Origin of the sequence: Actinokineospora spheciospongiae (genome assembly GCF_000564855.1) — a bacterium.
Lineage (GTDB): Bacteria > Actinomycetota > Actinomycetes > Mycobacteriales > Pseudonocardiaceae > Actinokineospora > Actinokineospora spheciospongiae.
On the sequence record NZ_AYXG01000241.1, the window covers coordinates 135,986 to 162,027 of the forward strand.

27 protein-coding genes are annotated in these 26,042 nt (G+C 72.1%); 11 read left to right on the plus strand and 16 right to left on the minus strand.

The window, feature by feature from the left end:
• The first annotated feature begins 65 nt into the window (after nucleotides 1-65).
• The 4 genes from UO65_RS31280 to UO65_RS31295 are packed head-to-tail and all read left to right on the plus strand — an operon-like array spanning nucleotide 66 to nucleotide 3,530.
• Entirely contained in the window at nucleotides 66-1,427 is a 1,362-nt protein-coding gene (locus tag UO65_RS31280; protein ID WP_035290006.1) for a 3-oxoacyl-ACP reductase, read from the plus strand.
• Nucleotides 1,427-2,290, plus strand: coding sequence for a MaoC/PaaZ C-terminal domain-containing protein (locus tag UO65_RS31285; protein ID WP_035290009.1), 864 nt, complete (start codon nucleotides 1,427-1,429; stop codon nucleotides 2,288-2,290). The genes UO65_RS31280 and UO65_RS31285 overlap by 1 nt, the downstream gene beginning before the upstream one ends.
• Before the next feature lie 58 nt (nucleotides 2,291-2,348).
• Entirely contained in the window at nucleotides 2,349-2,975 is a 627-nt protein-coding gene (locus tag UO65_RS31290) for a hypothetical protein (RefSeq protein WP_035290012.1), read from the plus strand.
• A gap of 9 nt (nucleotides 2,976-2,984) precedes the next feature.
• Nucleotides 2,985-3,530 (plus strand): DinB family protein, encoded by a 546-nt coding sequence (locus UO65_RS31295; RefSeq protein WP_035290015.1) that lies wholly within the window; start codon nucleotides 2,985-2,987, stop codon nucleotides 3,528-3,530.
• A gap of 3 nt (nucleotides 3,531-3,533) precedes the next feature.
• On the opposite strand, the gene UO65_RS31300 is transcribed toward UO65_RS31295, so the two are convergent.
• The gene (locus tag UO65_RS31300; RefSeq protein ID WP_035290017.1) at nucleotides 3,534-4,184 is read right to left on the minus strand and encodes a TetR/AcrR family transcriptional regulator; all 651 of its coding nucleotides are present in this window, start codon (nucleotides 4,182-4,184) and stop codon (nucleotides 3,534-3,536) included.
• Nucleotides 4,185-4,260: 76 nt separating this feature from the next.
• Between UO65_RS31300 and UO65_RS31305 the strand changes: the two genes are divergently transcribed.
• Nucleotides 4,261-4,914, plus strand: a complete 654-nt coding sequence (locus tag UO65_RS31305; protein WP_052022055.1) for an SCP2 sterol-binding domain-containing protein — start codon at nucleotides 4,261-4,263, stop codon at nucleotides 4,912-4,914.
• 26 nt (nucleotides 4,915-4,940) lie between these two features.
• Nucleotides 4,941-5,549, plus strand: a complete 609-nt coding sequence (locus UO65_RS31310) for an SCP2 sterol-binding domain-containing protein (RefSeq protein WP_084176421.1) — start codon at nucleotides 4,941-4,943, stop codon at nucleotides 5,547-5,549.
• Between the two features lie 42 nt (nucleotides 5,550-5,591).
• On the opposite strand, the gene UO65_RS31315 is transcribed toward UO65_RS31310, so the two are convergent.
• Genes UO65_RS31315 through pdhA form a run of 3 tightly spaced genes read right to left on the minus strand, consistent with a single transcriptional unit; the run spans nucleotide 5,592 to nucleotide 9,289 of the window.
• A complete protein-coding gene (locus UO65_RS31315) occupies nucleotides 5,592-7,055 on the minus strand; it encodes a dihydrolipoamide acetyltransferase family protein (protein ID WP_035290021.1) in 1,464 nt (487 codons plus the stop codon).
• 3 nt (nucleotides 7,056-7,058) lie between these two features.
• Entirely contained in the window at nucleotides 7,059-8,084 is a 1,026-nt protein-coding gene (locus tag UO65_RS31320; RefSeq protein ID WP_035290024.1) for an alpha-ketoacid dehydrogenase subunit beta, read from the minus strand.
• On the minus strand, nucleotides 8,084-9,289 hold the full coding sequence (gene pdhA / locus UO65_RS31325) for a pyruvate dehydrogenase (acetyl-transferring) E1 component subunit alpha (protein WP_035290027.1): 1,206 nt from the start codon (nucleotides 9,287-9,289) through the stop codon (nucleotides 8,084-8,086). Before pdhA ends, UO65_RS31320 begins: the two co-directional genes overlap by 1 nt.
• A gap of 374 nt (nucleotides 9,290-9,663) precedes the next feature.
• Here pdhA and UO65_RS31330 point away from each other — a divergent pair, with 374 nt between their 5' ends.
• Complete coding sequence (locus UO65_RS31330) at nucleotides 9,664-11,082, plus strand: M20/M25/M40 family metallo-hydrolase (RefSeq protein ID WP_035290129.1); 1,419 nt, start codon at nucleotides 9,664-9,666, stop codon at nucleotides 11,080-11,082.
• A 39-nt stretch (nucleotides 11,083-11,121) separates the two neighbouring features.
• Here UO65_RS31330 and UO65_RS31335 read toward each other — a convergent pair whose 3' ends face one another.
• The 12 genes from UO65_RS31335 to UO65_RS37100 form a co-directional block, all read right to left on the minus strand.
• Complete coding sequence (locus UO65_RS31335; RefSeq protein ID WP_035290030.1) at nucleotides 11,122-11,373, minus strand: hypothetical protein; 252 nt, start codon at nucleotides 11,371-11,373, stop codon at nucleotides 11,122-11,124.
• Nucleotides 11,370-13,184 carry a glycohydrolase toxin TNT-related protein gene (locus tag UO65_RS33885; RefSeq protein WP_052022056.1) on the minus strand — a complete coding sequence of 605 codons (1,815 nt, stop codon included), beginning with the start codon at nucleotides 13,182-13,184 and terminating at the stop codon, nucleotides 11,370-11,372. The genes UO65_RS31335 and UO65_RS33885 overlap by 4 nt, the downstream gene beginning before the upstream one ends.
• Nucleotides 13,181-13,489: a type VII secretion target gene (locus UO65_RS31350; protein WP_035290036.1), complete on the minus strand. Its 309-nt coding sequence runs from the start codon at nucleotides 13,487-13,489 to the stop codon at nucleotides 13,181-13,183. Before UO65_RS31350 ends, UO65_RS33885 begins: the two co-directional genes overlap by 4 nt.
• 208 nt (nucleotides 13,490-13,697) lie before the next feature.
• Nucleotides 13,698-14,816, minus strand: a complete 1,119-nt coding sequence (locus UO65_RS31355; protein ID WP_233427912.1) for an ADP-ribosylglycohydrolase family protein — start codon at nucleotides 14,814-14,816, stop codon at nucleotides 13,698-13,700.
• A gap of 22 nt (nucleotides 14,817-14,838) precedes the next feature.
• The gene (locus UO65_RS31360; RefSeq protein WP_035290039.1) at nucleotides 14,839-15,687 is read right to left on the minus strand and encodes a WXG100 family type VII secretion target; all 849 of its coding nucleotides are present in this window, start codon (nucleotides 15,685-15,687) and stop codon (nucleotides 14,839-14,841) included.
• Entirely contained in the window at nucleotides 15,687-16,037 is a 351-nt protein-coding gene (locus UO65_RS36425; protein WP_052022058.1) for a type VII secretion target, read from the minus strand. The genes UO65_RS31360 and UO65_RS36425 overlap by 1 nt, the downstream gene beginning before the upstream one ends.
• Nucleotides 16,037-16,471: a YbaB/EbfC family nucleoid-associated protein gene (locus tag UO65_RS36430; RefSeq protein WP_110080624.1), complete on the minus strand. Its 435-nt coding sequence runs from the start codon at nucleotides 16,469-16,471 to the stop codon at nucleotides 16,037-16,039. The genes UO65_RS36425 and UO65_RS36430 overlap by 1 nt, the downstream gene beginning before the upstream one ends.
• 26 nt (nucleotides 16,472-16,497) lie before the next feature.
• Complete coding sequence (locus UO65_RS31375) at nucleotides 16,498-17,277, minus strand: hypothetical protein (protein WP_152552369.1); 780 nt, start codon at nucleotides 17,275-17,277, stop codon at nucleotides 16,498-16,500.
• A gap of 133 nt (nucleotides 17,278-17,410) precedes the next feature.
• Nucleotides 17,411-18,178: an ESX secretion-associated protein EspG gene (locus UO65_RS31380; protein WP_035290045.1), complete on the minus strand. Its 768-nt coding sequence runs from the start codon at nucleotides 18,176-18,178 to the stop codon at nucleotides 17,411-17,413.
• Between the two features lie 3 nt (nucleotides 18,179-18,181).
• Nucleotides 18,182-19,423, minus strand: a complete 1,242-nt coding sequence (locus UO65_RS31385; protein ID WP_152552370.1) for a hypothetical protein — start codon at nucleotides 19,421-19,423, stop codon at nucleotides 18,182-18,184.
• 10 nt (nucleotides 19,424-19,433) lie between these two features.
• Nucleotides 19,434-20,060: a DUF3558 domain-containing protein gene (locus UO65_RS31390; RefSeq protein ID WP_035290051.1), complete on the minus strand. Its 627-nt coding sequence runs from the start codon at nucleotides 20,058-20,060 to the stop codon at nucleotides 19,434-19,436.
• Between the two features lies 1 nt (nucleotide 20,061).
• On the minus strand, nucleotides 20,062-20,487 hold the full coding sequence (locus UO65_RS37100) for a hypothetical protein (protein ID WP_035290054.1): 426 nt from the start codon (nucleotides 20,485-20,487) through the stop codon (nucleotides 20,062-20,064).
• A gap of 140 nt (nucleotides 20,488-20,627) precedes the next feature.
• Between UO65_RS37100 and UO65_RS31400 the strand changes: the two genes are divergently transcribed.
• From UO65_RS31400 to UO65_RS31415, 4 genes are all read left to right on the plus strand, one after another.
• Nucleotides 20,628-23,294, plus strand: coding sequence for an MGH1-like glycoside hydrolase domain-containing protein (locus UO65_RS31400; protein ID WP_035290057.1), 2,667 nt, complete (start codon nucleotides 20,628-20,630; stop codon nucleotides 23,292-23,294).
• 165 nt (nucleotides 23,295-23,459) lie between these two features.
• Nucleotides 23,460-24,275: a transporter substrate-binding domain-containing protein gene (locus tag UO65_RS31405; RefSeq protein WP_233427913.1), complete on the plus strand. Its 816-nt coding sequence runs from the start codon at nucleotides 23,460-23,462 to the stop codon at nucleotides 24,273-24,275.
• Nucleotides 24,276-24,351: 76 nt separating this feature from the next.
• Nucleotides 24,352-25,182, plus strand: a complete 831-nt coding sequence (locus tag UO65_RS31410) for an amino acid ABC transporter permease (RefSeq protein ID WP_052022061.1) — start codon at nucleotides 24,352-24,354, stop codon at nucleotides 25,180-25,182.
• On the plus strand, nucleotides 25,179-25,940 hold the full coding sequence (locus UO65_RS31415) for an amino acid ABC transporter ATP-binding protein (RefSeq protein ID WP_324608993.1): 762 nt from the start codon (nucleotides 25,179-25,181) through the stop codon (nucleotides 25,938-25,940). The genes UO65_RS31410 and UO65_RS31415 overlap by 4 nt, the downstream gene beginning before the upstream one ends.
• The last annotated feature ends 102 nt before the right edge of the window (nucleotides 25,941-26,042 follow it).

Sequence of the window (26,042 nt, forward strand, 5' to 3'; positions counted from 1 at the left end):
CATCTGAGGTAGCATCCTAACCTACTCTTGAGTAAGTTTACTAGCGAGTAGGGAGGCGCACACAGATGACTGACCGCTATCAGCAGTTCACCACCTCCGGCGTCGGAAAGCTTCTCGTGAAGCGTCTCGGACTGCCGAACCCCCCGACGCTGCGGCGCCACAAGCCCGGCGCGCCAGCGCTGGACGGCCCCGCGCTGGTGGGCGGTGCCCCCGGCGGGCGGTTGGGCGACGCGCTCGCCACCACCGCCAAGGCCGCGGGCATCGACGTGTTGACCACCCCCGCACCCGCCCCCCAGGGCGAGCGCGGGGTCGCCTACGGCGGCCTGGTGTTCGACGCGACCGGGATCAAGGCACCCGAGCAGCTCCGCGCGCTGTACGACTTCTTCCACCCCGTGCTCCGACAGCTCGGGGCCTGCGGCCGGGTCGTGGTGCTCGGCACACCCCCGGAGAACATCGAAGACCCGCTGGAGCTGATCGCCCAGCGCGCGCTCGAGGGCTTCGTCCGGTCGCTCGGCAAGGAGATCGTCCGCGGCGCGACCGCCCAGCTTGTCTACGTGCAGCCCGGCGCGGAGGGCGAGGCGGAGTCCACGCTGCGCTTCCTGCTCTCGGCCAAGTCCGCCTACGTCGACGCCCAGGTCATCCGGGTCGGCACGCACGGCGGCGCCGGGGTCGAGCCGGAGGACTGGAACGCCCCGCTCGCGGGCAAGGTCGCGCTGGTCACCGGCGCCTCCCGCGGCATCGGCGCGGCCATGGCCGACGTGCTCGCCCGCGACGGCGCGCACGTCGTCGTGCTGGACATCCCAGCCCAGGGCGGCGACCTGGCCAAGGTCGCCAACCGGGTCGGCGGCTCCTCGCTCCAGCTCGACATCACCGCCGCCGACGCCCCGGCCAAGCTGGTCGAGCACCTCAAGAGCAGGCACGGCGGGGTCGACATCGTCGTGCACAACGCGGGCATCACCCGCGACAAGAAGCTGGCCAACATGAAGGAAGGGCTCTGGGACTCGGTGATCGCCGTGAACCTGAGCAGCCAGCTCCGGGTCAACGACGCCCTGCTCGCCGAGAAGGTGCTGCGCCCCAACGGCCGCATCATCGGCGTGTCCTCCATCGCGGGCATCGCGGGCAACACCGGCCAGACCAACTACGGCGCCAGCAAGGCGGGCGTCATCGGCATGGTCAACGCCTACGCGCCCAAGCTGGCCGAGTACGGCGGCACCATCAACGCGGTCGCCCCCGGCTTCATCGAGACCCAGATGACCGCGGCCGTCCCGCTGTTCATCCGGCAGGCCGGTCGCCTGATGAACTCGATGTCGCAGGGCGGCCTGCCGGTCGACGTCGCCGAGGCCGTCTCCTGGTACGCCAACCCGGCCTCCGGCGCGGTCAACGGCAACGTGGTCCGGGTCTGCGGCCAGTCGCTGCTGGGGGCCTGATGTCCACCCAGGCCCTGCGGGAGTCGCCCAACCTGGGCGTGCTGTACCCCAAGGCGGTCGTCGCGGGCTTCGGCAAGAAGGGCGGCCGGGAGCTGCCCGACCGCACCTACCTGCGGCAGTCCGTGCCCGTCGACCCGGCCCACCTCGCCGCCTACAACCGGGTGTGCGAGTTCCGGCTGGGCAACGAGCTGCCGGTGACCTACCCGCACATGCTCACCTTCCCCATGCAGGTGAAGCTGATGACGGACCCGGACTTCCCGTTCCCGCTGATCGGCTCGGTGCACGTGGCCAACGTGATCACCCAGCACCGGCCGCTGCTGGTCAACGAGAAGTTCGACCTGCGGGTGCACGTGGAGAACCTGCGCCCGCACCCCAAGGGCAGGCAGTACGACATGATCAGCGAGGTCGTCGTCGGCGAGGAGGTGCTCTGGCACGAGGCGAGCACCTACCTCTGCCGCGGCGGCGGCTCCGACGACTCGGCGAAGTCGTCGGAGTCCGGTCCCGGGCAGCGCGGTGAGCTGCCCGCCCCGTCAGCGGTCTGGAAGGTCCCCGGCGACATCGGCAGGCGCTACGGCGACGTCTCCGGCGACCGCAACCCGATCCACCTGTACGGGCTCACCGCCAAGCTGTTCGGGTTCCCGCGGGCGATCGCGCACGGCATGTGGACCAAGGCCCGCTGCCTGGCCGCGTTCGAGGGCAGGCTGCCCGACGCCTACACCGTCGACGTCCGGTTCAAGCTCCCGGTGCTGCTGCCGGGCAAGCTCGGCTTCCACGCCGAGCAGGTCGGCGCGGACTGGAAGTTCGACCTGTTCGACGCGCGCAAGCCCAAGCCGCACATCGAGGGCCTGATCACCGCGCTGTGACCCGTGCCGGTGTGGTCCCGTCCGACGCGGCGGGACCACACCGGTCCAGGATTGACTCATGACCGACCCGCTCGACTGGCCGATCGTGGTCACCGACCGCTGCGCGGACGCCTGCGCCGACGCCTTCGGCTTCGGCGACCGGGAACGCGCCCGCGACTGGCTCACCGACGCCATCGCCGACCGGGGCGAGGTCACCGACACCCTCCCCGGCCCGGTGCGCGGCAGGCGCAGCCCGTCCGGGTACTTCCTGCTGGTCCCCGGCTCCTTCGTGCTCCCGCTGGCGCCGTACCGGCGCGCCCCCGAGCACTGGGCCGCGACGAACTGCGTCCCGTTCCCCCGGTCCCGCTCCCGCGAGGACCCGCTGACCCTGCGCGGCAACGCCCTGCTGTCGCTGGTGCACTTCCTGCCGCACGCGGTCGAGCGGTTCCAGGAGCGCGCGGGCGCCGACCCCGACCCCGCGGTGGCCCTCGCCCAGCTCCTCGACCGCATCTCCCCCACCGTCCGGGCCACCCGCCGGTCCCCGAGCTGGTCGGGCACCCGCGACGCCGACTTCTACCTGGTCGCGGGCCCGGGGGACGAGTACTGCCTGCCCTGCCGGGTGGGTGCCCACGAGACCCGCCCGTACGACGTCATCACCTGCATCATCCGCGACTCGCGGACCGAAGGTGTCCGCAACGGTTCCTAGGCTGCCGGTATGGACATCAACTGGACCGGCGAACTCGTCGAGCAGCTCGACCTGCACTGGACCACGCAGTTGCGCCCGCGCCTCGACGGCCTCACCGACGACGAGTACCTGTGGGAGCCCGCGCCCGGTTCGTGGAACATCCGCCCCAGGGGCGCCGGGGGCGGACCGGGCACCGGCGGGTTCACCGTCGACTTCGAGTACCCCCAGCCCGACCCGGCGCCGGTCACCACCATCGCCTGGCGCATGGCCCACCTGGTCGTCGGCGTCTTCGGCGCGCGCACCGCCGACCACTTCGGCGGTCCGCGGTACGACTACCCGACCCACGCCTACGCCGGGGACGCGGCGGGCGGGCTGGCCCAGCTCGACGAGACCTACGCGGCCTGGGTCGAGGGCGTGCGCGGTCTGGGCGTCGACGACCTGGCCCGCCCGTGCGGTTCCGCCGAGGGGCCGCACGCCGAGGCCCCGATGGCCACCCTCGTGCTGCACATCAGCCGCGAGGCGATCCACCACGGCGCCGAGATCGCCCTGCTCCGCGACCTGTACGCGCGCCGGTAGCGGTCACTCGGGGGTGGGCACCCAGGACGTGCCGTCGACGAGGTCGCCGAGGCCCATCCAGACCAGGTTCATCAGCCAGGAGGCGACGGTCTTCTCCGGCACGTCCGGGTGGTCCAGCCACCAGTCGGCCAGGGACTCCCCCGCGCCGACCAGGGCGACCGCCATCGCCTCGGTGGACTTCGTCGGCACGCCGTGGCTGGTGGCGGAGCGGACGAGCAGCGCGTCGACCAGGTTGATCGCCCGGCCGCGCATCCCCATCAGCTCCTCGCTGAACGGACCGCCCTGGGAGGTGGCCTGGCGGTGCAGCACGCGCCAGCTCTCGCGCTGCTCGCCGACGAAGCGGAAGAAGGCGCGCAGGCCGTGCCAGAGCTGCATGTCCGGGGGCGCCTCCGCCCGCACGCCCCCGGCGATGGCCTCCACCAGGAGGGTGGCCTCGCGCCGGATGCAGGCGGCGAACAGGTCCTCCTTGTGCCCGAGGTAGGCGTAGATCATGGGCTTGGAGACGCCCGCCACCTCGGAGATCTCGTCCATGGACGCGTTGTGGTACCCGTGCTCGGAGAACACCCGCACCGCCGCGTCCAGGATCTGGCGCTCGCGGACCTCGCGCGGCAGGCGCTTCACGCGCGCAGGCCGACGCTGTTCGTCGACGCTCACGCCAACCTCCTGTGCCCCACTTGCCGGAAAACCTACCCACCCGTAGCCTACTGGTGAGTAGGTCCTGGAGGTGTCCATGCCCGAGTCAAGTCACACCGGTGAGGCCATCGGCGCGCTGAAACCGCGGGATCTCGTGGCGATGCTCGAACGCATCGACGTGGCTGATGTCGCCGCGTCGAACATCGACGTGGATGCTATCGGTCGCGCAATCGATCCGAGAAAACTTGGCACAAATGACCTGACTTCGGTGCTCTCCGCGGTCAACCGGCTCGCCGAGGCGGGCGCGGACATCGGCCTGTCCCGGATGGGACCGACCACGTTCGCCCGCCTGATGGCCCACGCCACCACCGACCAGGTCGAGGCGATCATGGTCGACCCGGTGCTGCGCGAGCGCGTACTGGGCGAGATCTTCCGCCGCATGGGCGCCCACCTGCGCCAGGACCGGGTCAAGGACCTGCACGCGGTCGTGCACTGGCGGCTCACCGGCGGCTCCGGCGAGGGCGGCTTCGACCGCTACGAGACGGTCTTCCGCGGCGGCACCTGCGCGGTCGGCCGCGAGATGGCGGAAAAACCCCGCGTCACGGTCACCCTGACCCCGGTCGACTTCCTCAAGCTCATCAGCAACAACGCCTCCGCCCCCGTCCTGTTCATGACCGGCAAGCTCAAGGTGCGCGGCGACCTCGCGTTCGCCGCGAACCTGATCGGCCTGTTCGACCTGCCGCGCCCATGAGCCGCTCCAGGGCGCACACTGCCGGTATGACCGGTTCCCGCAGGCGCCGCGGCGAGAAGTGGCACCGCCTCGAACCCACCGCCGTGGTGGACCTCGACGGCTTCGCCGCCACCATCGACCCCACCAGGCTCGACCCCGACCAGTTCGTCCAGCTCATCGCCACCCTGGACATGCTCGGCACCGCGGGCACCGGCATCGAACTGGCGGGCATGTCCACCGAGACCTTCGCCCACTTCTTCGCCCGCACCAGCACCGACCAACTCGAAGCCCTGATGGCCCACCCCCGCCTGCGCCACGTCGTCTTCGACGAGGTCTTCCGCCGGATGTCGGCCCACCTGGACCTGACCAAGGCCGCCGACCTGCGCGCGGTCGTGCACTGGCGCTTCACCGGCGGCTCCGGCGAAGGCGGCTACGACCGCTTCGAAACGGTGATCGCCCGAGGCACCTGCACCACCGCCGACATCCCCACGGCCGACCCCCGGGTCACCATCACCGCCGACCCCCCGGACTTCCTCCGCGCGGTCACCGGCGGAGCCACCCTCCCCAAGCTCTTCATCTCCGGCAAGGTCAAGGTCCGCGGCGACATCGCCTTCGCCGCCACCCTGACCAACTACTTCGACCTGCCGCAGGTCTGACCGGCGTGGTGGGAGCCCACCCGGGCCCCCACCACGCGCGGGTCAGTACGTCATCGCCACCGCGGGATCGGCCAGCAGCGCGCCGACGTCGGACAGGAACTCCGACCCCTGCTGCCCGTCCACCAACCGGTGGTCGAAGCTCAGCGCCAACTGGCACACCTTGCGCACCACGACCTCCCCGTCGACCACCCACGGCGTGTCCCGGATGGCACCGAAGGCCAGGATCGCCGACTCACCCGGGTTGATGATCGGCGTCCCGGTGTCCACACCGAACACGCCGACGTTGGTGATCGTGATCGTCCCGTTGACCATGTCCGCGGGCGGCGTCTTGCCGTCGCGGGCGGTGACCGTGAGCGCGTCCAGGGCCTCGGCCAGCTCGCGCAGCGACAACCGCTCCGCGTCGCGGACCTTCGGCACGATCAGCCCGCGCGGGGTCGCCGCGGCGATCCCGAGGTGCACGTAGTCCTTGTAGACGATCTCCTGCGCGGCCTCGTCCCACGCCGAGTTGACCTCCGGCGTGCGCTTGACCGCCATCGCCACGGCCTTGGCGCAGAATGCCAGCGGCGTCAGCTTGACGTCGCGGAAGTCCCGGTGCGCCCTCAACCGCGCCCGCAGCTCCATCATCGGCGTCACGTCCACGGTCAGGAACTCCGTGACGTGCGGTGCGGTGAACGCGCTGCTGACCATCGCCGCCGCGGTGACCTTGCGGACGCCCTTGATCGGCACCCGCCGCTCACCGCCGGAGGACGCCACCGCCCGAGCGGCCGGGACCTCCGTCGGAGCCTCGGCCACCGGTCCGGCCGCGGCCTGCTCGACGTCGGAGCGGGTGATCACCCCGCGGTCGCCGGACCCGGCCAGCGACCGCAGGTCGACGCCCAGCTCCTTGGCCAGCTTGCGCACCGGCGGCTTCGCCAGCGGCACGTAGCCGCCCGGCTGGTCGTCCGGCGCGGCGGGCAGGGCGTTGGGCACAGCGGCGGCGGAGACGGCCGAAGCGGCGGTGGCCGTGTTCGCGGACGCGGGTTCCTCGCCCACCGGCAGCGGCCCCGGCGCGTGCTCGAACGCGGCCGCCACCGAACCCTGCGCCGCCGCGGCGGCGGGCTCGGCCGGGACCGCGGGGCCGCGGCGCGCCCGCCGCTTCGCGGTGACCGCCTTGGAGCCGTAGCCGACCAGCGGCTTCATCTCCTCCTCGGCGGGCGCCGCCACGGCGGAGCCGTTCAGCGAACCGTTGATCGAGCCCACGTCCGGTGCCGCCGCGCCGCCGGGGTCGACGTCGACGGTCAGGATCGGGGTGCCGACGTCCACCGTCTGCCCCGGGTGCACGTGCAGCTCGGTGACCACCCCGGCCCACGGGCAGGGCAGCTCGACGGCGGCCTTGGCGGTCTCGATCTCGACGATGATCTGGTTCACCACGACCACGTCGCCCGGCTTGACGTGCCAGGACAGGATTTCGGCCTCGGTCAGCCCCTCCGCGGTGTCCGGCAGGGGGAAGCTCTTGTACTCAGGCACGGGTCACCACGCCAGCGAGCGGTCGACGGCCTCGAGCACCCGGTCCAGGTCGGGCAGGAAGTGCTCCTCCAGCTTCGCGGGCGGGTACGGGGTGTCGAACCCGGTCACCCGCAGCACCGGCGCCTCCAGCGAGTGGAAGCACTCCTGCTGCACCCTGGCGGCGATCTCGGAGCTGAGCGAGGCCTCCGACGGCGCCTCGCTGACCACGACCAGCCGCCCGGTGCGGCGCACCGACTCGAACACCGGCCCCAGGTCGAGCGGGGACAGCGCGCGCAGGTCGATGACCTCCAGCGAGTGCCCGTCCTCCTCGGCGGCGGTGGCCGCGTCCAGCGCCACCTTCACCGACGGCCCGTAGGCCACCACGGTCGCGGTGCTCCCGCGGCGCAGCACCTTCGAGGCGAACAGCGGTTGCGGGGTGGCCGCGGTGTCGACGTCGGCCTTCATGAACCCGGAGTGGTAGAGCCGCTTGGGTTCGAAGAACAGCACCGGGTCGTCGCACGCGATGGCCTGCTGGATCATCCAGTAGGCGTCCACGGCGTTGGAGCAGGCGACGACCTTGAGGCCCGCGGTGTGCGCGAAGTACGACTCCGGGGACTCCGAGTGGTGCTCGACCGCGCCGATCCCGCCGCCGAACGGCACCCGGATGACCATGGGCACCTTCACCCGCCCCAGGGTGCGGTTGTGCAGCTTGGCGACCTGGGACACGATCTGGTCGAAGCCGGGGAAGATGAACCCGTCGAACTGGATCTCGCACACCGGGCGGAACCCGCGCACGGCCAGGCCGACCGCGGTGCCGATGATGCCGGACTCGGCCAGCGGCGTGTCCAGCACGCGGTGCTCGCCGAAGTCCTTCTGCAGGCCGTCGGTGATCCGGAAGACGCCGCCGAGCTTGCCGACGTCCTCCCCCATCACCAGGACCTTGGGGTCGGCCTCCATCGCGGTGCGCAGGCCCAGGTTGAGCGCCTTGCCCAGGGTCAGCGAGCGGACCGACGACGCGGTCGCGGACCGGTCGATCACGGGTGCGGCCATCAGTGCTCACCTCCGGCGAACCCGGCCTGGTAGGCCAGGAACTCCTCGCGCTGGGCCGCCACCAGCGGGCTGGCCTCGGCGTAGACGTGGTCGAACATCTGCCCCACCGGCGGTTCGGGCATGGAGAAGCAGAACTCGCGCAGCTCCGCGGCCAGCTCGTCGGCCTCGGCCTGCACCGAGTCGAAGAAGTCCTGCTCGGCGTGCTCGTGCCGGACCAGGTTCACCCGGACCCGCTCGATCGGGTCCTTGAGCTTCCAGGCCTCCAGCTCGTCGGAGAGCCGGTAGCGGGTCGGGTCGTCGGTGGTGGTGTGCGCGTCCATCCGGTAGGTGAACGCCTCGATCAGCACCGGCCCATTGCCCTGGCGGCAGACGTCGAGCGCCCAGCGGGAGACCGCCAGGGTGGCCAGCACGTCGTTGCCGTCGACCCGGATGCCGGGGAAGCCGTAGCCGCGGGCGCGCTGGTAGAGCGGGAGCCGGGTCTGGCGCTCGGTCGGCTCGGAGATGGCCCACTGGTTGTTCTGGCAGAAGAACACCAGCGGCGCGTCGTACACCGACGCCCACACGAAGCCCTCGTGCACGTCGCCCTGGCTGGTGGCGCCGTCGCCGAAGAAGCACATGGTGGCCTCGCCGTCGGCGTCGCCCACCTTGCCGTCGAACCGCTGCCCCATGGCGTACCCGGCGGCGTTGAGCACCTGGTTGCCGATGACGATCGTGTACGGGTGGAACCGGGTCTCCACCGAGTCCCAGGTGCCGTGGTCGGTGCCGCGGAAGATGCCGAGCAGCTCCGTCGGGTGCACGCCCTTGCACCAGGCCACGCCGTGCTCGCGGTAGGAGGGGAAGGCCATGTCGGTCGGCCGCATCGCCCGGCCCGCGCCGATCTGCGCCGCCTCCTGGCCCAGCAGCGGGACCCAGATCCCGAGCTGGCCCTGGCGCTGCAGCGCGTTCGCCTCGCGGTCGACCCGGCGCACCAGCACCATGTCGCGGTAGAGCCCGCGCAGGTCCTCGGCGGTGACGTCGGCGACGTACCGGTCGAACTCGGCGTTCTCCACCCGTTCACCCTCGGGCGTCAGGAGCTGCACCAGCTCCGGACCGCCCTCGCTGGTGGCACGCAAACCCGCGATCACCTGCTCTGCTGTGGGCGCGGCGGCCGTGGCCGCCGGGCCACCCCGGGGCTCGGGGTGCGTCCACTGTTCTGGGGACGACATGTGCGATCTCCTCGTGGTTCGAGCCGTCCGGCCGCTCGTGGCGGGCGGGCGGCCGCGCTGCGTGGGCACGCCACGGGTAGTGGCGTTGGCCACCGTCAGCGCAGACGGTTTCCTCCCACATCCTGACACGGCACAGCATGGCGGAACGAGGCGCCGAACGTCGGAAGTTGTCCACAGGGTGGGTCTGAGCTGGGATAACGCTTGGACTCCCGATGTTCGGGGGTCAGAGCAGCCGCCGATCGGAGCAGCTCAGCGCGACCGGCGCCGAGCGGCGGCGAACCCGGCCGTGAACGCGGGTGAGCTACCTCACCTTGTCCCACGACGTCGCGATCCGGTCACGGCGGGTCGCCCGCGCCGGGTGGCAGGATCGGGGGGTGGACAAGACAGCAGCACACGAGACCGTGACGCGCCTGTGGGAGGCGGAGATCCTGCCCAGCCTGCGGGAATTCGTCGCCATCCCGGCTCTCTCCCCGAACTTCGACCGGAACTGGGCGCAGACCGGTCACCTCGACGCCGCCGTCGAGCACCTGCGCGGGTGGATCACCGGCCGCGCCGTGCCCGGCGCCCGGGTGGAGGTGGTGCGGCTGCCGGACCGCTCACCGCTGCTGGTCGTGGACGTCCCGGCCACCGAGGGCGCCCCGGACACCGGCACCACCCTGCTCTACGGCCACCTGGACAAGCAGCCACCGGTCGGCGGCTGGGGCGATGGCCTCGGCCCGTGGACGCCAGTCCTGCGCGACGGCAGGCTCTACGGCCGCGGCTCGGCCGACGACGGCTACGCGGGCTACGCCGCCACCGCCGCGATCGAGGCCGTGCGCGCCGCGGGCGGGGCGCACGGGCGCTGCGTCATCCTGCTGGAGACCGGCGAGGAGTCCGGCAGCCCGGACCTGCCCGCCTACCTGGAGCACCTGGCCGAGCGCCTGGGCCGGGTGTCGCTGGTCATCTGCCTGGACTCCGGCGGCAACGACTACGAGCGGCTCTGGCTCACCACGTCGCTGCGCGGCCTGGTCTCGGTCGACCTGACCGTGCGGGTGCTCGACGCCGGTTCGCACTCCGGCCTGGCCAGCGGGGTCGTGCCCAGCTCGTTCCGGATCGTGCGGGCGCTGCTGGACCGCGTCGAGGACTCCGAGACCGGTGAGATCCGGATCAAGGACATGCACGTCGACATCCCCGACGACCGCGCCGCCGAGGCGGCGGCCGCCGTCGCGGCGGCGCCGGGCGCGATCACGGGCGCGTTCCCGCTCACCGCGGGTGCCCGCCCGGTGTCCGACGACGAGGTCGAGCTGGTCCTGAACAACAGCTGGCGCCCGACGCTGTCGGTCATCGGCGCCGCGGGCTTCCCGGAACCGGTCGACGCGGGCAACGTGCTGCGCCCGTTCACCACGCTGACGCTGAGCTTCCGGCTGCCGCCGACGGCCGACGGCGAGGCGGCGCTCGCGGCCGTCGCGGAGGCGCTGACCAGCGACGTCCCCTACGGCGCGAAGGTCGAGCTGTCGCGCACCGAGGTCGCCGACGGCTGGAACGCGCCCGCGCTCGCGCCGTGGCTGCGCGCGGCCCTGGACGCGGCGTCCGACGAGGTGTTCGGCGCCCCGTGGCGCACGGTCGGGCTGGGCGGGTCGATCCCGTTCATGGGCCTGCTCGCGGAGAAGTACCCGGACGCGCAGTTCGTGATCACCGGCGCGCTCGGCGCGGACTCCAACGCCCACGTGCCCGACGAATGGCTTCACGTGAAACAAGCGCAGCGGGTCACCGAGGCCGTGGCGCACGTCCTCGACGCCCAGACCCGCTCCTGACACGCCCGGTGGGCGGGGTCGGCCCCGCCCACCGGTGCGTCAGCGGCGGGTGAGCTTGCCCGCGACGAGCTGGCTGTAGGTCAGCCTGCCGAGCAGCAGCTCGCACGCCGCGCTCTCGTCCGGCAGCTCGACCAGGTGGTTCTTCTGGCCGCGCTCCATCCAGTACACCTGCCACGGGCCCTCGGGGGTGCCGTGGATGCACCAGCACTGCTCGTCGCGGGAGCCCAGGGCCACCACCAGGGGCTCGATGCCGATGTCGTCGAGGGCGGTGCCGAGGCCTTGCAGGTTCACAGCGGGATCTCCCTGAGGTAGCCGGCGTTGATCAGGTCGACCACGGAGTGCGGCAGGACGTACTGGGTGCCGCCACCGGGCTGCCCCATGGCCGGGGCGATCGGACCCTCCCACACCGGCAGCGGCCGGACCACCTCGTACTGGTGGTAGCCGTTGTTCAGGTTGTCCGGCGGCAGGCCGCGCTGCGGGTAGGGCGTGTCCGCGGGCGAGACGAAGTCACCGCGGGCGGAGCCGAAGCGGTCGATCGTCTGGCCGGGTTGCAGCACCCCGGGGGTGCGCGCCTCCGGGGAGTCGAAGCCCTGCGGGTGCGCGTCGCCGTCCGGCCACTCCAGCAGCCGGTTGCCGTAGCGGCCGGTGTCACCGCTGGGCCAGTACTCCTGGTTCCAGCCCGCTTCGCCGAGCCCGGCGTGCGGGTCGTAGTCCGGTGGCATGAGGTCGCGGACGGCGGGGTGGTCGGCGGGCACGCCGTTGGTGTTGATGATGGCGTCTCGATTCGGGTTCGCCCGCGCCTGGGCGATCAGGTCGTCGTCGAGCAGGTTGGCGTTCGGGTGCTGCAACTGGTTGGTCGGGATGGTCCTGCCCGACGCGTCGTAGTCGCGGGTGTTCACCGGGTGCGTCGGGGTCGACGGGTCCACCGGGGTGGTGGGCGGCGCGCTGCTCGGTGTCGTGGTCGAGCCCGCGGGCGGGTCGACGCGCGTCGATGTCGGCGTGCTGGTGGGTGGGGCGCTGCTCGGGGTGGTGGTCGAGCCCGCGGGCGGGTCGACGCGGGTGGGAGTCGGTGTGCTGGTGGGCGCGCTGCTCGGCGTGGTCGTGCTGCCCGGGGAACCGGTGGGCGCGTCGACGCCGCTGGGCGTGGTGGTGGGGGCGCTGGTGGGCGTGGTCGGCGCGCCGGTCGACCCGGGGGGCGCGTCGACGCCGCTCGGCGTGGTGGTCGGCGCGCCCGGGGCGGTGGGTGCCGCCGGGGTGCCGCTGGTGGGGGCGTCCACGGGCGGCGGGGTGGAGCGCACCGGGCTGGGCGCGTCGGGGGTGCCCGCGCCGGTCGGGCTGGTCCGCAGGCCGCGCAGGCCGGACTTGATGGCCTCCCAGATCTCGCCCAGCTTGGCCATGATCGGCCGCAGCTTCTCCACCGACCGGGTCAGCTTGGTGATCACGTCGGTGATCCGGCCGACCCACTTGGCGATCAGCGCCGCCGCCGACGCCACGACGTGCGGGGTGGCCAGGCCCAGCGTCAGGCCCGCCTCGGCCAGCCACTGCGGGATGCGCACCAGCAGCGTGGAGACGCACTCGGCCACCAGGTCGCGCACGATCCCGCGGACCGTGCCCACCAGCACCCCGACGACCTCGACGACGGTGCCGATGGTGCCCGCGCCGGACGCGGCGGCGGTGATGTGCTCGTTCTGCCCGGCGGTGTTGCGCCGGTAGGCGTCCGCGGCGGGCCCGGCCCAGCCCGCGGTGCCGTTGTCCACCTCGGTCTTGAACTCCGCGGCGACCGCGGCGACCGCCTCCGACACGTTCTTCCAGGTCGCCGCGTACGCCGCGATCTGGTCCGCGTCGCCTGCGAGCCAGTTCAGCGCGTCGCGCAGCGGCTTGATGTGCTCGATCAGCCAGGACACCGCGTACTGCCCGAGCGTGCCCACCGGGTCCAGCGCCAGCGACAGGATCTCCAGCCCGCCGCCCACCACCCCGAGCCCGCCCTCGACCCAGGACCCGTTGTTGACGCCGTTGTAGACGTCGACGGCGGACTCCACCACGCCGATCCCGGTGTAGGACTGCGTGGAGTCCTGCCGCTCCGCGACCAGCGGGTTCGTCACCGCGCACCCCCGGCGAACGGCGAGGTGTTGGCCTGCTCGGTGTTCGCGTACGAGCCCGCGGTGTCGCGCACGCCCTGCGCGGTCGCGTCCATGGTCTGCGCCGACTCGCCGATCGACTCGACCGCGGGCGTGCTCACCGACTGCACGATCGGGACGAAGAACTGGCAGATCTGCCCGTAGGCCTGCGACCCCAGGTTCACCTGGTCGGCCGCCTGGAGGGCTTGGTCGAGCTTGTCGTGCAGGGCGGCGAGCTTCGCGGCGTGCGCGCCCAACTCGTCGACGAGGACACCGTAGCCGTCGGGCACCGGGGGCTCCTTCGATCAGGGGGTCAACTCAGGGTGGAACCGCCGCCCCACGGGTTGTCGTCGTCCTCGGGATCGGGGCTCGTCGAGCCAGCCGAGGGGCAGCTCCCCGACGTGGCCCCCGCTGTGACGCACGTCCCCCGGCTCCGGTTCCCCACCGGGGAACGGCGGGCTCACCGCGTGCCTCCCGGAGTCGCCACCGGGAACGACCTCACCAGGCCGGGTACCGCTGCTGCCAGTCCGCCACGTCCAGCGAGTTGGTCTGGCTGAACTCCACCAGCGAGTCGCGGCCGATCCGCTCGATCACCTCGCGCAGCTCCAGGTCCGCCAGCCAGTGCTCGGGGATCGCCCCCACCCCGTGCACGGCGCCGAGCAGGTTGCCGCAGATGGCGCCGGTGGAGTCGCTGTCCCCGGAGTGGTTGACCGCCAGCAGCAGCCCGTCGGCCAGGTCGGTGGCGGTCAGCGCGGCGCACACGCCGATCGCCAACGCCTCCTCCCCGACCCAGCCGCCGCCCAGCTCCGCGGCGATCGCCTCCGGCGTCGGCCGCCCGACCTCGGCCAGCTTCACCGCCTTGTCCAGCGCCTCCACCGTCTCCGCCGAGTCGTCCCAGGTCACCAGCTCCGTGCGCACCTCGACCAGCGCCGAGGGCAGGTCCGCGCCGTCGAGCAGCCGGTGCACCAGGAACGCCAGCGCACCCGCGGTCAGGTAGCCGCTGGGGTGCCCGTGGGTCAGCGCCCCGGCCTGCGCGGCCACCACGAACGCGTCCAGCGGGTCCTCCGACCACAGCGCGCACGGCGCCGCCCGCATCACCGCCCCGCAGCCCTTCGAGTCGTTGAGCCGCTCGGACAGCGTCCCCCGGTCCCGGCCGTCGGCGAAGCCCTTCAACGCGGTCAGCACCGTCGACCCGGGGGCGCGGCGGTGGAACAGGCCCGGCTCGCGGACCAACCAGCCGTCCGGCTCCGCCTCCATCGCGTACGACCCGCCCGCCCTGTGCCACGGGACGCCCTGCGTGTGGTACCAGCGCTGGTAGGCGTGCTGCACCACGGACGCGGGCTGCTGCTCGAAGTACCCCAGCCGCCGCCCCACGTGGCCGCGGACCATGGCCTCCAGGGTGAACAGCGTCATCTGGGTGTCGTCGGTGATCCTCCCCGGCCCGCCGTAGGCGTCGGCGTAGCCGGTGGCCCCGCGCGGGCCGAACCGCTCGCGGATCGTGTCGATGTGCAGGAACTCCACCGGCCCGCCCAGCGCGTCGCCCACGGCCCCCGCCAGCAGGGAGCCCAGCCACCTGTCCGCCGGGATCACACGTTCGTAAGGAAGGTCGCCGTCCACGACCGGCAGGGTAGTAGTTCGGTCAACGCCCCTGCTCGAGGGCGTTGAGCTGACGCAGCAACCCGTCGAGGAGGTCGCGCAGGGCGACCAGGGCGGTGATCGCGGCGCCGAGCACCGTGTCCAGCTTGGCGATGGTCCTGGCCACCGTCGACACCACCTGGGCGATCTTCGAGGTGGCCTGCGCCACCACCAGCGGCGTGGCCGTGCCCAGCGAGGCGGCGATCTCGATCGCCCAGCTCACCAGCGACCCGGCGATCGCCGACAGCACGTCGCGGACCGCCGTGCGCACCCCGTTGACCACCTCGGCCATGCCCTGGGTCAGCGTCGCGATCCCGTGCGCCGCGCCCGCCACCCCGCCGCACACCCCGGCCGTCTCGGCGGCCTTGTCGCGGTACGCGGAGGCGGCCTGCCCCGTCCAGCCGGGCGCCTCGCCCGCCGCCGCGTCCCGGTAGTCCTGGGCCACGGACAGCATCTGCTGCTCGACGTTCGTCCAGGACTGGGCGTACCCCTTGACCATGTCCGGGTTGCCCGACAGTGCGTGCAGCGCGGCCCGCGCGGGCTCGATGTGCTCCAACATCCAGGAGAACAGTTGCCCCGCCACGTAGGCGATCGGGTCGAGCGCGGCACCGGCCACGTCCAGGGCGCCCGCGGCGAGACCGCTCAGCGCCAGCTTCCAGTCGCCCTTGTCGATGCCCTCGGCGATGGCCCACCCGGCCTCGAAGGCGGTGATGCCCGCCATGAACCCCGGCCCGCCGTCGGCGCTGGGCAGGCCGACGTTCTCCACGGGGTTCCAGTCCTGCAGGTAGTTCTCGCGCAGGTCCGACCGCTGGTCGATCAGCGGGTTGTCGGACCTGTTGTCGACGTCGACCATCAGTTGCCCCCCACGCTCGGGATCATGCCCGCGGCGGCGTCGAGCTGGGCGACCAGCGCGTCCAGCACGGCGGTGACCTTCTCGTCCACCGCCTGGTACTCGGCGGCGGCCTGCTCCAGCGACTCGGTGAGCCCGTGCAGGGCGGCGGCGGCCTTGGTGATCGCGTCGGTGCCGCGCTGCTGCGGCTCCACGAGCATCTGCCCGAACGGCTGGCAGAACAGCCCGTAGGCGTCGTCGAGGCTGCTCAGGTGCGCGCCCGCCTCGGCGGCCACGTCGGCCCTGGCCGCCTGGGCCTCGGCGGTGGCGGCGTGCGCGAGCACCTCGCCGATCGTCACGGTGAAGCCGTCCATCAGTCGTCCCACTCCTGCTCGGCCAGGGTGTTGTCCCGGCGCGGTCGCTTGGCGAACTCGTTCTCCGGCGGGTCCGGGAACCGCTCCCGGTACTGCGCCAGGATCGCCTCCCCCGGCCCGTCCTCGCCGACGGTCTCCCTGGTCACCTCCTCGACCCGGGCGCGCAGCTTCGCCTGCGCCGCGGCCAGGCACGCCATCAGCGCGGCGGACAGCTTCGCCGGGTCGGCGCCGCGACCGCGGTCGGTCACCGTCAGCTCGGTGGGCAGGCCGTTGCCGTCCACGCTCACCCGCACGGTCCCGTCGGCCGAGGTCTCGGTCTCCGACAGACCGCTCATCCGCCGGTGCAGTTCGGTGTAGCGGGTGGACCGCTGCCGCAACTGCTCCGCCCACTTCTCCATCTCTTGTGCCGCTTTGCCCGGCTGTGCGCTGACCATGTCAGCCTTGCTACCAGATGTCGCTTTCAGGCACGCGCTCTTCGGACTCTTCTGTCGACGATCCCGGCGACCTGCCGCGCGTCGTCGCTCGGGATGAGCACCGCACCCCGCGCGGTCCGCACCACCACGACCGGCCCCGGCCTGGCCAGCAGCGGCGTCCCGTCGGCCAGCGACAACCACGGCCGGAGCTGGGCGAGCAGTTCCACGTGGACACCCAGCACCCCGCCCCACGGCACGGCGACCTCGGCGGGCGACCCCGCGCTGTTGGGGACGTGCCTGCGGGCGTGCAGCACCAGGTGCGTGCGCCCGACCGTCGCCCCGGCGGTGATCAGGTCGGCGTGCTCGACGGCGATCCGCACCCCCACCCGCACCTCCAGGTCGGTCGACCCCAACTCCGCCACCAACGGCAGCATCAACTCCCGGTAGGCGCCGCGCCCCAGCAGGAACCCGGTCGGCAGCGCCACCCAGGCCACCAGGAAGAACGGCAGCGCCGCCACCCCGCCCGCGACCCCGTACGCCGGGAACGCCCCCAGGACGAGCGACCCCGCCGCCCCCAACCAGGCGACCTTCGCCCACGACGGCGGATCGACCCGAACCGCCAGCGGCACGACCGCGGGCACCAGCGCCCCGACGACGGGCAGCACCGACCACCACCCCACCGGCCGGTCCCCGACCAGCGCCATCGCCACGCAGGCCAGCACCACCGCGCCCGGCACCCACCCGAACGCCGCCGCGAGCAGCGCCCGACTCCGCCGCCACCGCACCGCCAGCCCCGGCTCCACACCGCGTGCGGGCAGCGACCTCACCGGACCGCTCCCGCCGACAGCGACCTCCACCGGGACGCCCGCGCGAACAGCGCGGGCACACCGCACGCCTGCGGCGGCCTCCACCAGACCGCCCCCGCGGGCAGCACCGGCACACCGCGCGCGGGCAGCGGCCTCACCCGATCGTCGCGTGCAGCTCGGTCAGCCGCTTCCGGATGAACTGGGGCGTCCCCGGTACGGCGCTGATCGACCGCTCCCCGCGCCCGGAGGTCCGGTAGAGCGCCCACCGCCCGTCGGGGAGGTCGATGAAGCTGAGCCAGTCCGCCGCCCGCACCCGGGTGCCCCGGTGGTCGCGCCGAGCGGTGTACAGCTTCCCGCCCCCCACCCGGGGAGCCCGCACCAACGCCTCCAACCGCCGGGCCTCCGGCGCCCGGGCGGACCGCGGCCTGCTCATCCGGAACCCACCGGCGTCGACCGCCGAGGCCCCGTCCGCGTAGTCGCCCTCCCGCACCGAGATCGCCTCCCCGCGCGCGGCGGGCACGTTCGGCAACCGGAACACGAAGGACTCCACCAACCGAGCCGGATCGATCCGCTCGAAGGCCACCTTCTCCCCGACCCGCTGCGCCAACACCCCGACCCGCCCGGCAGCGGCCACCAACACCGAGTAGGGCCCCTCGGCGTCCTGCAACCACCCGTAGTACTCGACCGCGCCCCGCTGCACCACGCCGAGCAGGTCCAGGAACTCGGGATCGATCCCCCTGGCCCCGTTCACCCCCGCCGCGTCCAACTCCCGCCGCAACTGGGCGTCGGCCTCCTGCTGGTGGCGCTGGGGGTAGTAGCGCGCCCCACCGGTGAACAGCGTGTGCGGCTCCCCCAGCCCCTGCGCCGCGCACAACCGGTGCAACGACTCGACCGACAACTCCACCCTGTCCCGCGTGCGCACCCGCTACCCCCCGATCACCGGCGGCGCGGTGACCTCGTCGGTGCCGAACACGGCCTCCGGGTCGTCCTCGATCAGGAAGGAAGCGCGCTCGTGCTCCTCGTCCTCCCCGCCCTGACCACGACCGCCACCGGCACCGCCACCCGCGGGCTGCCCACCGCGCCCACCAGCGCGTTCGTCAGCCGCCGCCCCGAACCCGCGCGACCCCGGCCCGTGCTCACCGGCGCCGGCGCCCGCGCCGGCCCCGGCCCGCGCACCCGGCCCGTGCTCAGCCGCCCCGGCACCACCGGCACCCATTCCGCCCGCACCGCCGCCGAAGCCGCCCCGGGCACCGAACCCGCCCGCGCCACCCCGGCTCCCGGCTCCGCCGCCGTAACCCTGACCGCCCACACCACCCTGACCGCCGAAGCCCCCCGAGGGGTCCCCGCCGGGCCAGTTGATCGGCCGCTGCACCCCGTGCTCCCCCGGCCGCGGCACCCCCGGCGGGTACTGCCGAGGCGGCGTCGGGACGTACTGGGCGGGCTTGGTCCCGATGTTGCCGTTCTGGTGCTCGTTCCCGTTCTGCCCCTGGTTCCCCGGCCCGGGCGGCGGCGGGTCCAGCGGGTACGTCGGAGTCGGCTGCCCCGGCTGCTGCTGCCACTGCTGCGCGGTGGTGGTGTCCCCGGACCCGTTCACCTGCGGCGGGCTCACCGTCCGCGGCGGGCTGACCGGCGGCGGACCACCCGGCTCGTCCGGCTTGTTGACCGTGATCTCGCCACCCGGGTCGGTCAGCGTGGAGTAGTCCGTGGGCAGGTCCTGCGCGTTCGCCTGGCTGTTGGCGTCGTAGGCCCGGTAGACGTCGATGTTCTTCTGCGACTTCTGGTTGTACTCGTTGAGCTGGTCTTCGGTGTCGGTGTCCCACGGGGTCATGTCGTCCCAGATGCCGGTGTCCGGGGGGCTGGCGTCCATCGGCTCCAGCTTGCTCGACAGGTCGCCGAACGTCTCCGCCTGCATCCGCAGCAGCACGTGCGTGCGCTCCAGGTTCTCCATCCCCAGCAGCGTGGCGTCCGCGATCGGCTTGGCGCCGCCGTAGGCCGCCGACCCCGCCTCGCCCTCCCAGCCCGCCTGCATCTTCTCGGCGAGCCGTTTGATCAGATCGGCGCGCTCGGCTTCCCGCTTGGCCTCGGCGTCGGCGATCCGGTAGCCGTTCTGCAACGTCTCCGTGCCCGGCCCGGTGGTCATCGCGACGTAGATGTCGTGCCCGGTCATGCCAGCCATGTCAGCCCCCAGCCTTCACGGTTTCCAGAACCTGCTTGATGACGTCGACCGTGACCTGGCACGGGTCGCCGTGCCCCACCTTGTCCATGGACTGCGTCGTGCCGACGGACAGGGTGGTGTCGTCGGCCACGCCGACGGCCACATCGCAGTCACCGTCCTTGCGCCCGTCCCACAGGCTCGCGATGACGGCCGGGTACCCGGAGATGTCCGGCAGCTCCTGGAAAAGCCCGAACTGACCGACCTCGTTCCCCCTGTACACCCCGCCCAATCCACCTTGGCCCACGACGAAGGCCAAGTTGACGTACCCGCCGCGGCCGTTGGTCCACCTGCAGTACTCGCCCGTGGCCTCGGTGTCCTGCTTGCCGTTGCCGACACCGAGTCGGTCGAGCTGGGCCTGGGTCAACCCGGTGCACGGCTTGTCGACGAACTCGCTCACGTCCAGCGGGCTGTCCACCTTGGGGACGCCACCGCCCTGCCCCGAGGTGGTCGAGTTGTCCGGGGCCGTCGTCGGGGGTTTCGCCGGGCCGGGCGTCCCGGGTGTGGCTGTGGCGCTGCCGCCCTCCTTGGTCATGCACCCGGTGAGCAGCACGGTGCCCAGCACAGCGATCGTGGCGAGTTGCCCGCGCATCTCAGATCCCCCCTGTGGTGGGAGCCGTGTCCCCTGGTGAAAGGAGGCGCAGGATGCTGTCCTGATCGGTGCCGCGGTAGGCGGCGAGAGCGGCCGCGCACTTCCTGGCCTGAGCCATGCTGTAGTTGCGCTTCTCGTGCAATGACCGGACATAGGTGGTCCACGACTGCATGGCCGCCTGTGCTTGGCCGTCACTGGCTTCTTCGAGACCCGGGCCGTCGATCTTCAGACGGCCCCCGGAGGCGGCTGAGTCGCGGTACTCCCAGGCCAGCGTGAGCCAGTCCTTCGCGATCGATTCCAGTTCGTCCGGGTCGAAGGCGAACTGGCCCCCGCCCGCGGTGCCGCCCCCCGGCGCGCTGGTCGAACCCGGCGTACTGGAAGCGATGTCGCCCAGTGAGTTGCCGATGCTCTGGAAGGCAGACGTCATTGCATTCCCCCCGTGCCCCGTACCTACCTCTGCGTGACCGCAGGATACGCCAGTCGGCCGGACGGGTGGTCCGGAATTGACCGATCCGCCGCACGACAGGTCACTGCCCGCCAGGGTCGGGGGGTGACACACTCGGTTCAGTGAGCGAACAGGAGCGGCTGGCGGCATCCCCCGATCCGGACTCGCCGTGGCGGTTGTGGGGGCCGTACCTGGCGGCCCGGCAGTGGGGCACGGTGCGGGAGGACTACTCGGGCAACGGGGACGCGTGGGGTTACCTGACGTTCGACCAGGCTCGGTCGCGGGCGTACCGGTGGGGGGAGGACGGGATCGCCGGGATCTGCGACCGGCACGGGTTCCTGAACGTGGCGGTGGCCATGTGGAACGGGGCGGACGAGATCCTGAAGGAGCGGTACTTCGGGCTCACCAACTCCGAGGGCAACCACGGTGAGGACGTCAAGGAGCACTGGTGGATCACCGATGGCACGCCCACGCACTCGTGGATGCGGATGGTGTACCGCTACCCGCAGCGGGCTTTCCCCTACGCGGAGTTGCGGGAGCGGGCGGCGCGGGCCAGTCGGGACGAGCGGGAGCCGGAGCTGTCGGACACCGGGGTGTTGGCCGAGGACCGGTTCTTCGACGTGGAGACGACCTGGGCGAAGGCGGGGCCGGATGACGTCTGCGTGAGCATCACCGCCACCAACCACGGGCCGGAGGCGGCGCCGCTGCACCTGGTGCCGCAGGTGTGGTTCCGCAACACCTGGACCTGGGGCCGGGACGCGCGCAGGCCCGCGCTGATCGCCTCCACCGCCGACGGGTGGACCCGGGTGCTCGCGGAGCACCAGCAGTTGGGGCGCTACACCGTGCACTTCGACGGCAGGCCGCGGTTGCTGGTGACCGACAACGAGACCGACGAGGCCGCGTTGTTCGGCCGGGCGGTCAACCCCAGCCGCTACACCAAGGCGGGGATCGGTGACCACATCGTCGCGGGGGCGGTGGACGCGTGCCAGGTGGTGCCGATGGGTGGGGCCTCGCACCCGGGCACCAAGGCCGCCGCCTGGTACCGGTTCGACTCGGTGGCGCCGGGTGAGCGGGTCACCGTCCGGTTGCGGTTGATCGCCGGGGACGGGCACGGCAGCGCGTTCGGCCCCACCTTCGACGAGACCGTGCTCCGGCGCGAGCGGGAGGCCGACGACTTCTACGCCGGGGTGGTCCGCCGGGGGACCGACGAGGAGCGGCGGGTGGCGCGGTTGGCCTTCGCCGGGTTGCTCTGGACCAAGCAGCACTACCGGTTCCGGGTGCGGGAGTGGTTGGAGGGCGATCCGGCGCACCCGCCCGGCCCGGCCGAGCGGCACGCCCCGCACGCCCGCAACGTGCACTGGAAGCACATGGACGTGGCCGACGTGCTGTCCATGCCGGACGAGTGGGAGTACCCGTGGTTCGCCGCCTGGGACCTGGCGTTCCACATGGTGCCGTTCGCGCTGGTCGACCCGGCGTTCGCCAAGGAGCAGCTACTGCTGCTCTGCCGGGAGTGGTTGATGCACCCGGACGGCCAGTTGCCCGCTTACGAGTGGGAGTTCGGTGACGTCAACCCGCCCGTGCACGCGTGGGCGGCGTTGCAGGTCTACTACGCGGAGGAGAACAGGGACCGGGTCTTCCTCGCCAGGGTGTTCCACAAGCTGCTGCTGAACTTCTCCTGGTGGGTCAACCGCAAGGACCCCTACGGCAACTACCTGTTCGAGGGCGGCTTCCTCGGCATGGACAACATCGGGCCGGTCAACCGCTCGGCCCCGCTGGGCGACGGGTGGCGCTTCGAGCAGTCCGACGCGACGTCGTGGATGGCCGCCTACGCGCTGCACCTGATGCAGATGGCCCTGGAGCTGGCCCGGCACGACGAGGCCTACGAGGACGTGGCGACCAAGTTCGTCGAGCACTTCCTCAGCATCGCCCAGGCCAGCACCCACTTCGGCTCCGCTGGCCGCCCGATCTGGGACGAGGAGGACGGGTTCTGCTACGACCTGGTCTCCCGCACCCTGCCCGGTGGGGCGGTGGAGTCGCAGCCGGTGCGGGTGCGGTCGATGGTGGGGTTGCTGCCGCTGCTGGCGGGTGCGCCGCTGGACCCGTGGGTGTTCGAGGAGCTGCCGGGGTTCGCGGGCCGGTTGGACTACCTGCTGCGCCGCCAGCCCGCGTTCGGCCAGTTCCTCACCTGGCACACCGACGCCGGCGGTGAGCGCAGCGCGCTGCTGTCGCTGCTGGACGAGCGGAAGCTGCGCCGGGTCCTGAGCCGGATGTTCGACGAGGGGGAGTTCCTCTCCCCGCACGGCATCCGCTCCCTGTCGGCGGCGCACCGGGGCGGGTTGCAGGTGGAGATCGCGGGCTGGCACCACCCCATGGAGTACGAGCCGGGCGAGTCGCGCACCGCGATGTTCGGCGGCAACTCCAACTGGCGGGGCCCGGTGTGGTTCCCCACCAACGCCCTGCTCGTGCAGGTCCTGCACGCGCTGGAGGCCTTCCACCGGGGCGCGGTCACGGTGGAGCTGCCCACCGGGTCCGGCAACGTGGTCAGCGCGGGCGAGGCGGCCGACGAGCTGTCCCGCAGGCTGGCCGCCCTGTTCCTCCCCGGCCCGGACGGCCGCCGCCCCGCCGACGGCGACCGGGTGGAGGCCACGGACTCGCCGCTGTGGTCACGCCACGTCACCTTCAACGAGTACTTCGACGGCGACACCGGCGAGGGCCTCGGCGCGACCCACCAGACCGGGTGGACCGCGCTGGTCGCGGTGCTGCTCGCGGGCTGGCCCGCGCAGCGCTGACCCGGTGCCGGGCGCTGGTGGCCGGTCACCGAGCGTCATGCTGCATCACCAGTGCACAACGAACGAGCTGCGTACTTGTGACAAACCGGCGGAATCCTCGTAATCGATGAAGACGGTGGCAGGATGCGGGCACCGATTCGCCCATCAGCTTCGAGGAGTGACACCGTGCTTCGATCCAAGTCCCGGGTGTTGGCCCTGGTCCCGGCAGCGGTGCTCGCGCTCGCCGCCGCGGGGTGCGGGTCCTCCGACTCCAGCGGCGGGACCGGCGCCCCCACCCCCGGGGGGGTCACCCTCATCCAGTCGGGCAAGGTGCTGACCTGCACCGGCCTGCCCTACGAGCCGTTCCAGTTCGAGAAGGACGGCAAGGTCGTCGGCTTCGACGTGGACCTCGTCGACCTGGTGGCGAAGAAGCTCAACGCCACCCAGGAGGTCATCGACACCCCGTTCGAGGGCATCCAGTCCGGTGTCGACCTCAACTCCGGCAAGTGCGACCTGGCCGCCGCGGGCATGACGATCGACGACACCCGCAAGGAGAACTTCGACTTCTCCGACCCGTACTTCGACGCCACCCAGGTCCTGGTCGGCAAGAAGGGCGCCGGGCTCACCGGGCTCGACAAGCTCCAGGGCAAGAAGCTGGGCGTGCAGAACGGCACCACCGGCGCCAAGTACGCGAAGGAGAAGGCCCCGGACGTCGAGCAGGTCGTCTTCGAGGACCTCGGCCTGCTGCTCAGCGGCCTGGAGACCGGTGCGGTCGACGCCGCGATCAACGACAACGGCGTGGTCTACGACTGGGTGAACAAGCACGCCGACTACGAGGTGGGCACCGAGTTCGCCACCGGTGAGCAGTACGGCATCGGGGTCAAGAAGGGCAACACCGCGCTGCTGAAGGTCATCAACGAGACCATCGCCGAGACCAGGGCCAGCGGCCAGTACGACACGATCTACGAGAAGTGGTTCGGCAAGAAGCCGGAGAGCAAGTAAGGGCTTTCGCAGTGGGGCCGGTGCCGGGAGGCGCCGGCCCCACCGTCGTACCGAACACTTCTCCTGGGAGCGACACATGGCATTGAGCAAGCGCCAGAGGGGAAAGGCCATCCGCGGGACGCAGTACGGCGTCCTGGTGGTCGTCCTCGTCATCTTCGCCTTCACCGCGAACTGGACCAAGCTCCGGGAGGCGTTCCTCGACGGTGAGGTCGCGGCGGGGATGTTCCCCGAGGTGATCACCGTCGGCCTGCTGAACACGCTGATCTACACCGGGCTCGGCTTCGGCTTCGGGCTGGTGCTCGGCCTGCTGGTCGCGCTGATGCGGCTGTCGTCGGTGCCGGTCTACCGCTGGCTGTCCGGCCTCTACGTCGAGTTCTTCCGCGGCCTGCCCGCGCTGCTGGTCATCCTCGCCATCGGCAACGGCATCCCGCTGGCCTTCGGCACCCAGATCGACCGGTACGTCTCGATCATGCTGGCGCTGGGCATCGTCGGCTCCGCCTACATGGCCGAGACGATCCGCGCGGGCATCCAGGCGGTGCCGAAGGGGCAGGTCGAGGCGGCCCGCTCGCTGGGCATGTCGCAGACCAGGGCGATGCTGTGGATCGTGGTGCCGCAGGCTTTCAAGATCATCCTGCCGCCGCTGACCAACGAGCTGATCCTGCTCACCAAGGACTCCTCGCTGGTGCTGTTCCTGGGCTCCAGCCAGTTGCAGTACGAGCTGACCCAGTTCGGCCGCACCGAGCTCAACCAGTCCCGCAGCCTCACCCCGGTGCTGGTCGCGGGCATCTGCTACCTGATCATCACCATCCCGCTGTCGTACCTCTCCCGGTACCTGGAGCGGCGCACCGGCGGCAAGAAGATCGCCTCACCCACGGCGACCGAGGTGGACACGGAGGCGGTCAAGTGACCACGACGACCGGGCCCGCGGTGGTCATCACCGGGCTGACCAAGCGCTTCGGCGACCTGGAGGTGCTGCGCGGCATCGACGTGCGGGTCGGCGCCGGGGAGGTCATCTGCATCATCGGCCCGTCCGGGTCCGGCAAGTCGACCCTGCTGCGCTGCGTGAACCTGCTGGAGGAACCCGATGAGGGCTCGGTGGTGGTCAACGGCGTCGAGCTGACCCACCCCGACGTCGACCTCGACGCGGCCCGCCGCCGCATCGGCATGGTGTTCCAGTCGTTCAACCTGTTCGGCCACCTCACGGTGCTGAACAACCTCACCATCGCCCAGCGCAAGGTCCTCGGCCGGTCCAAGGCGGAGGCCCAGGCGGTCGCGGTGGAGAACCTGGCCAGGGTCGGGCTCGCCGACCGGCTCAACGCCCTGCCGTCGCAGCTCTCCGGCGGGCAGCAGCAGCGGGTGGCCATCGCCCGCGCGCTGTCGATGAACCCCGAGGTGATGCTGTTCGACGAGCCCACCTCGGCGCTGGACCCGGAACTGGTGGGGGAGGTCCTCGGGGTGATGCGGCAGCTCGCCGACGAGGGGATGACCATGCTGGTGGTCACGCACGAGATGCAGTTCGCCCGCGAGGTGGCCGACAAGGTGCTGTTCATGGACGGTGGGCACGTGGTCGAGGAGGGCCCGCCCGCGCAGGTCATCGGCGACCCGCAGCACGAGCGCACGCAGTCGTTCCTGCGGCGGGTGCTCAACCCCACGCAGGCGGACTAGTGCGTCCTTGAAAGCTTTGAAGAGCCCGGTCGTTTGTTGGGCGTGCCCGGGTGGGTGGTTCTGCTTGGGCGGGGCCCCTACGGCGATCACGTGCCCGGCGTG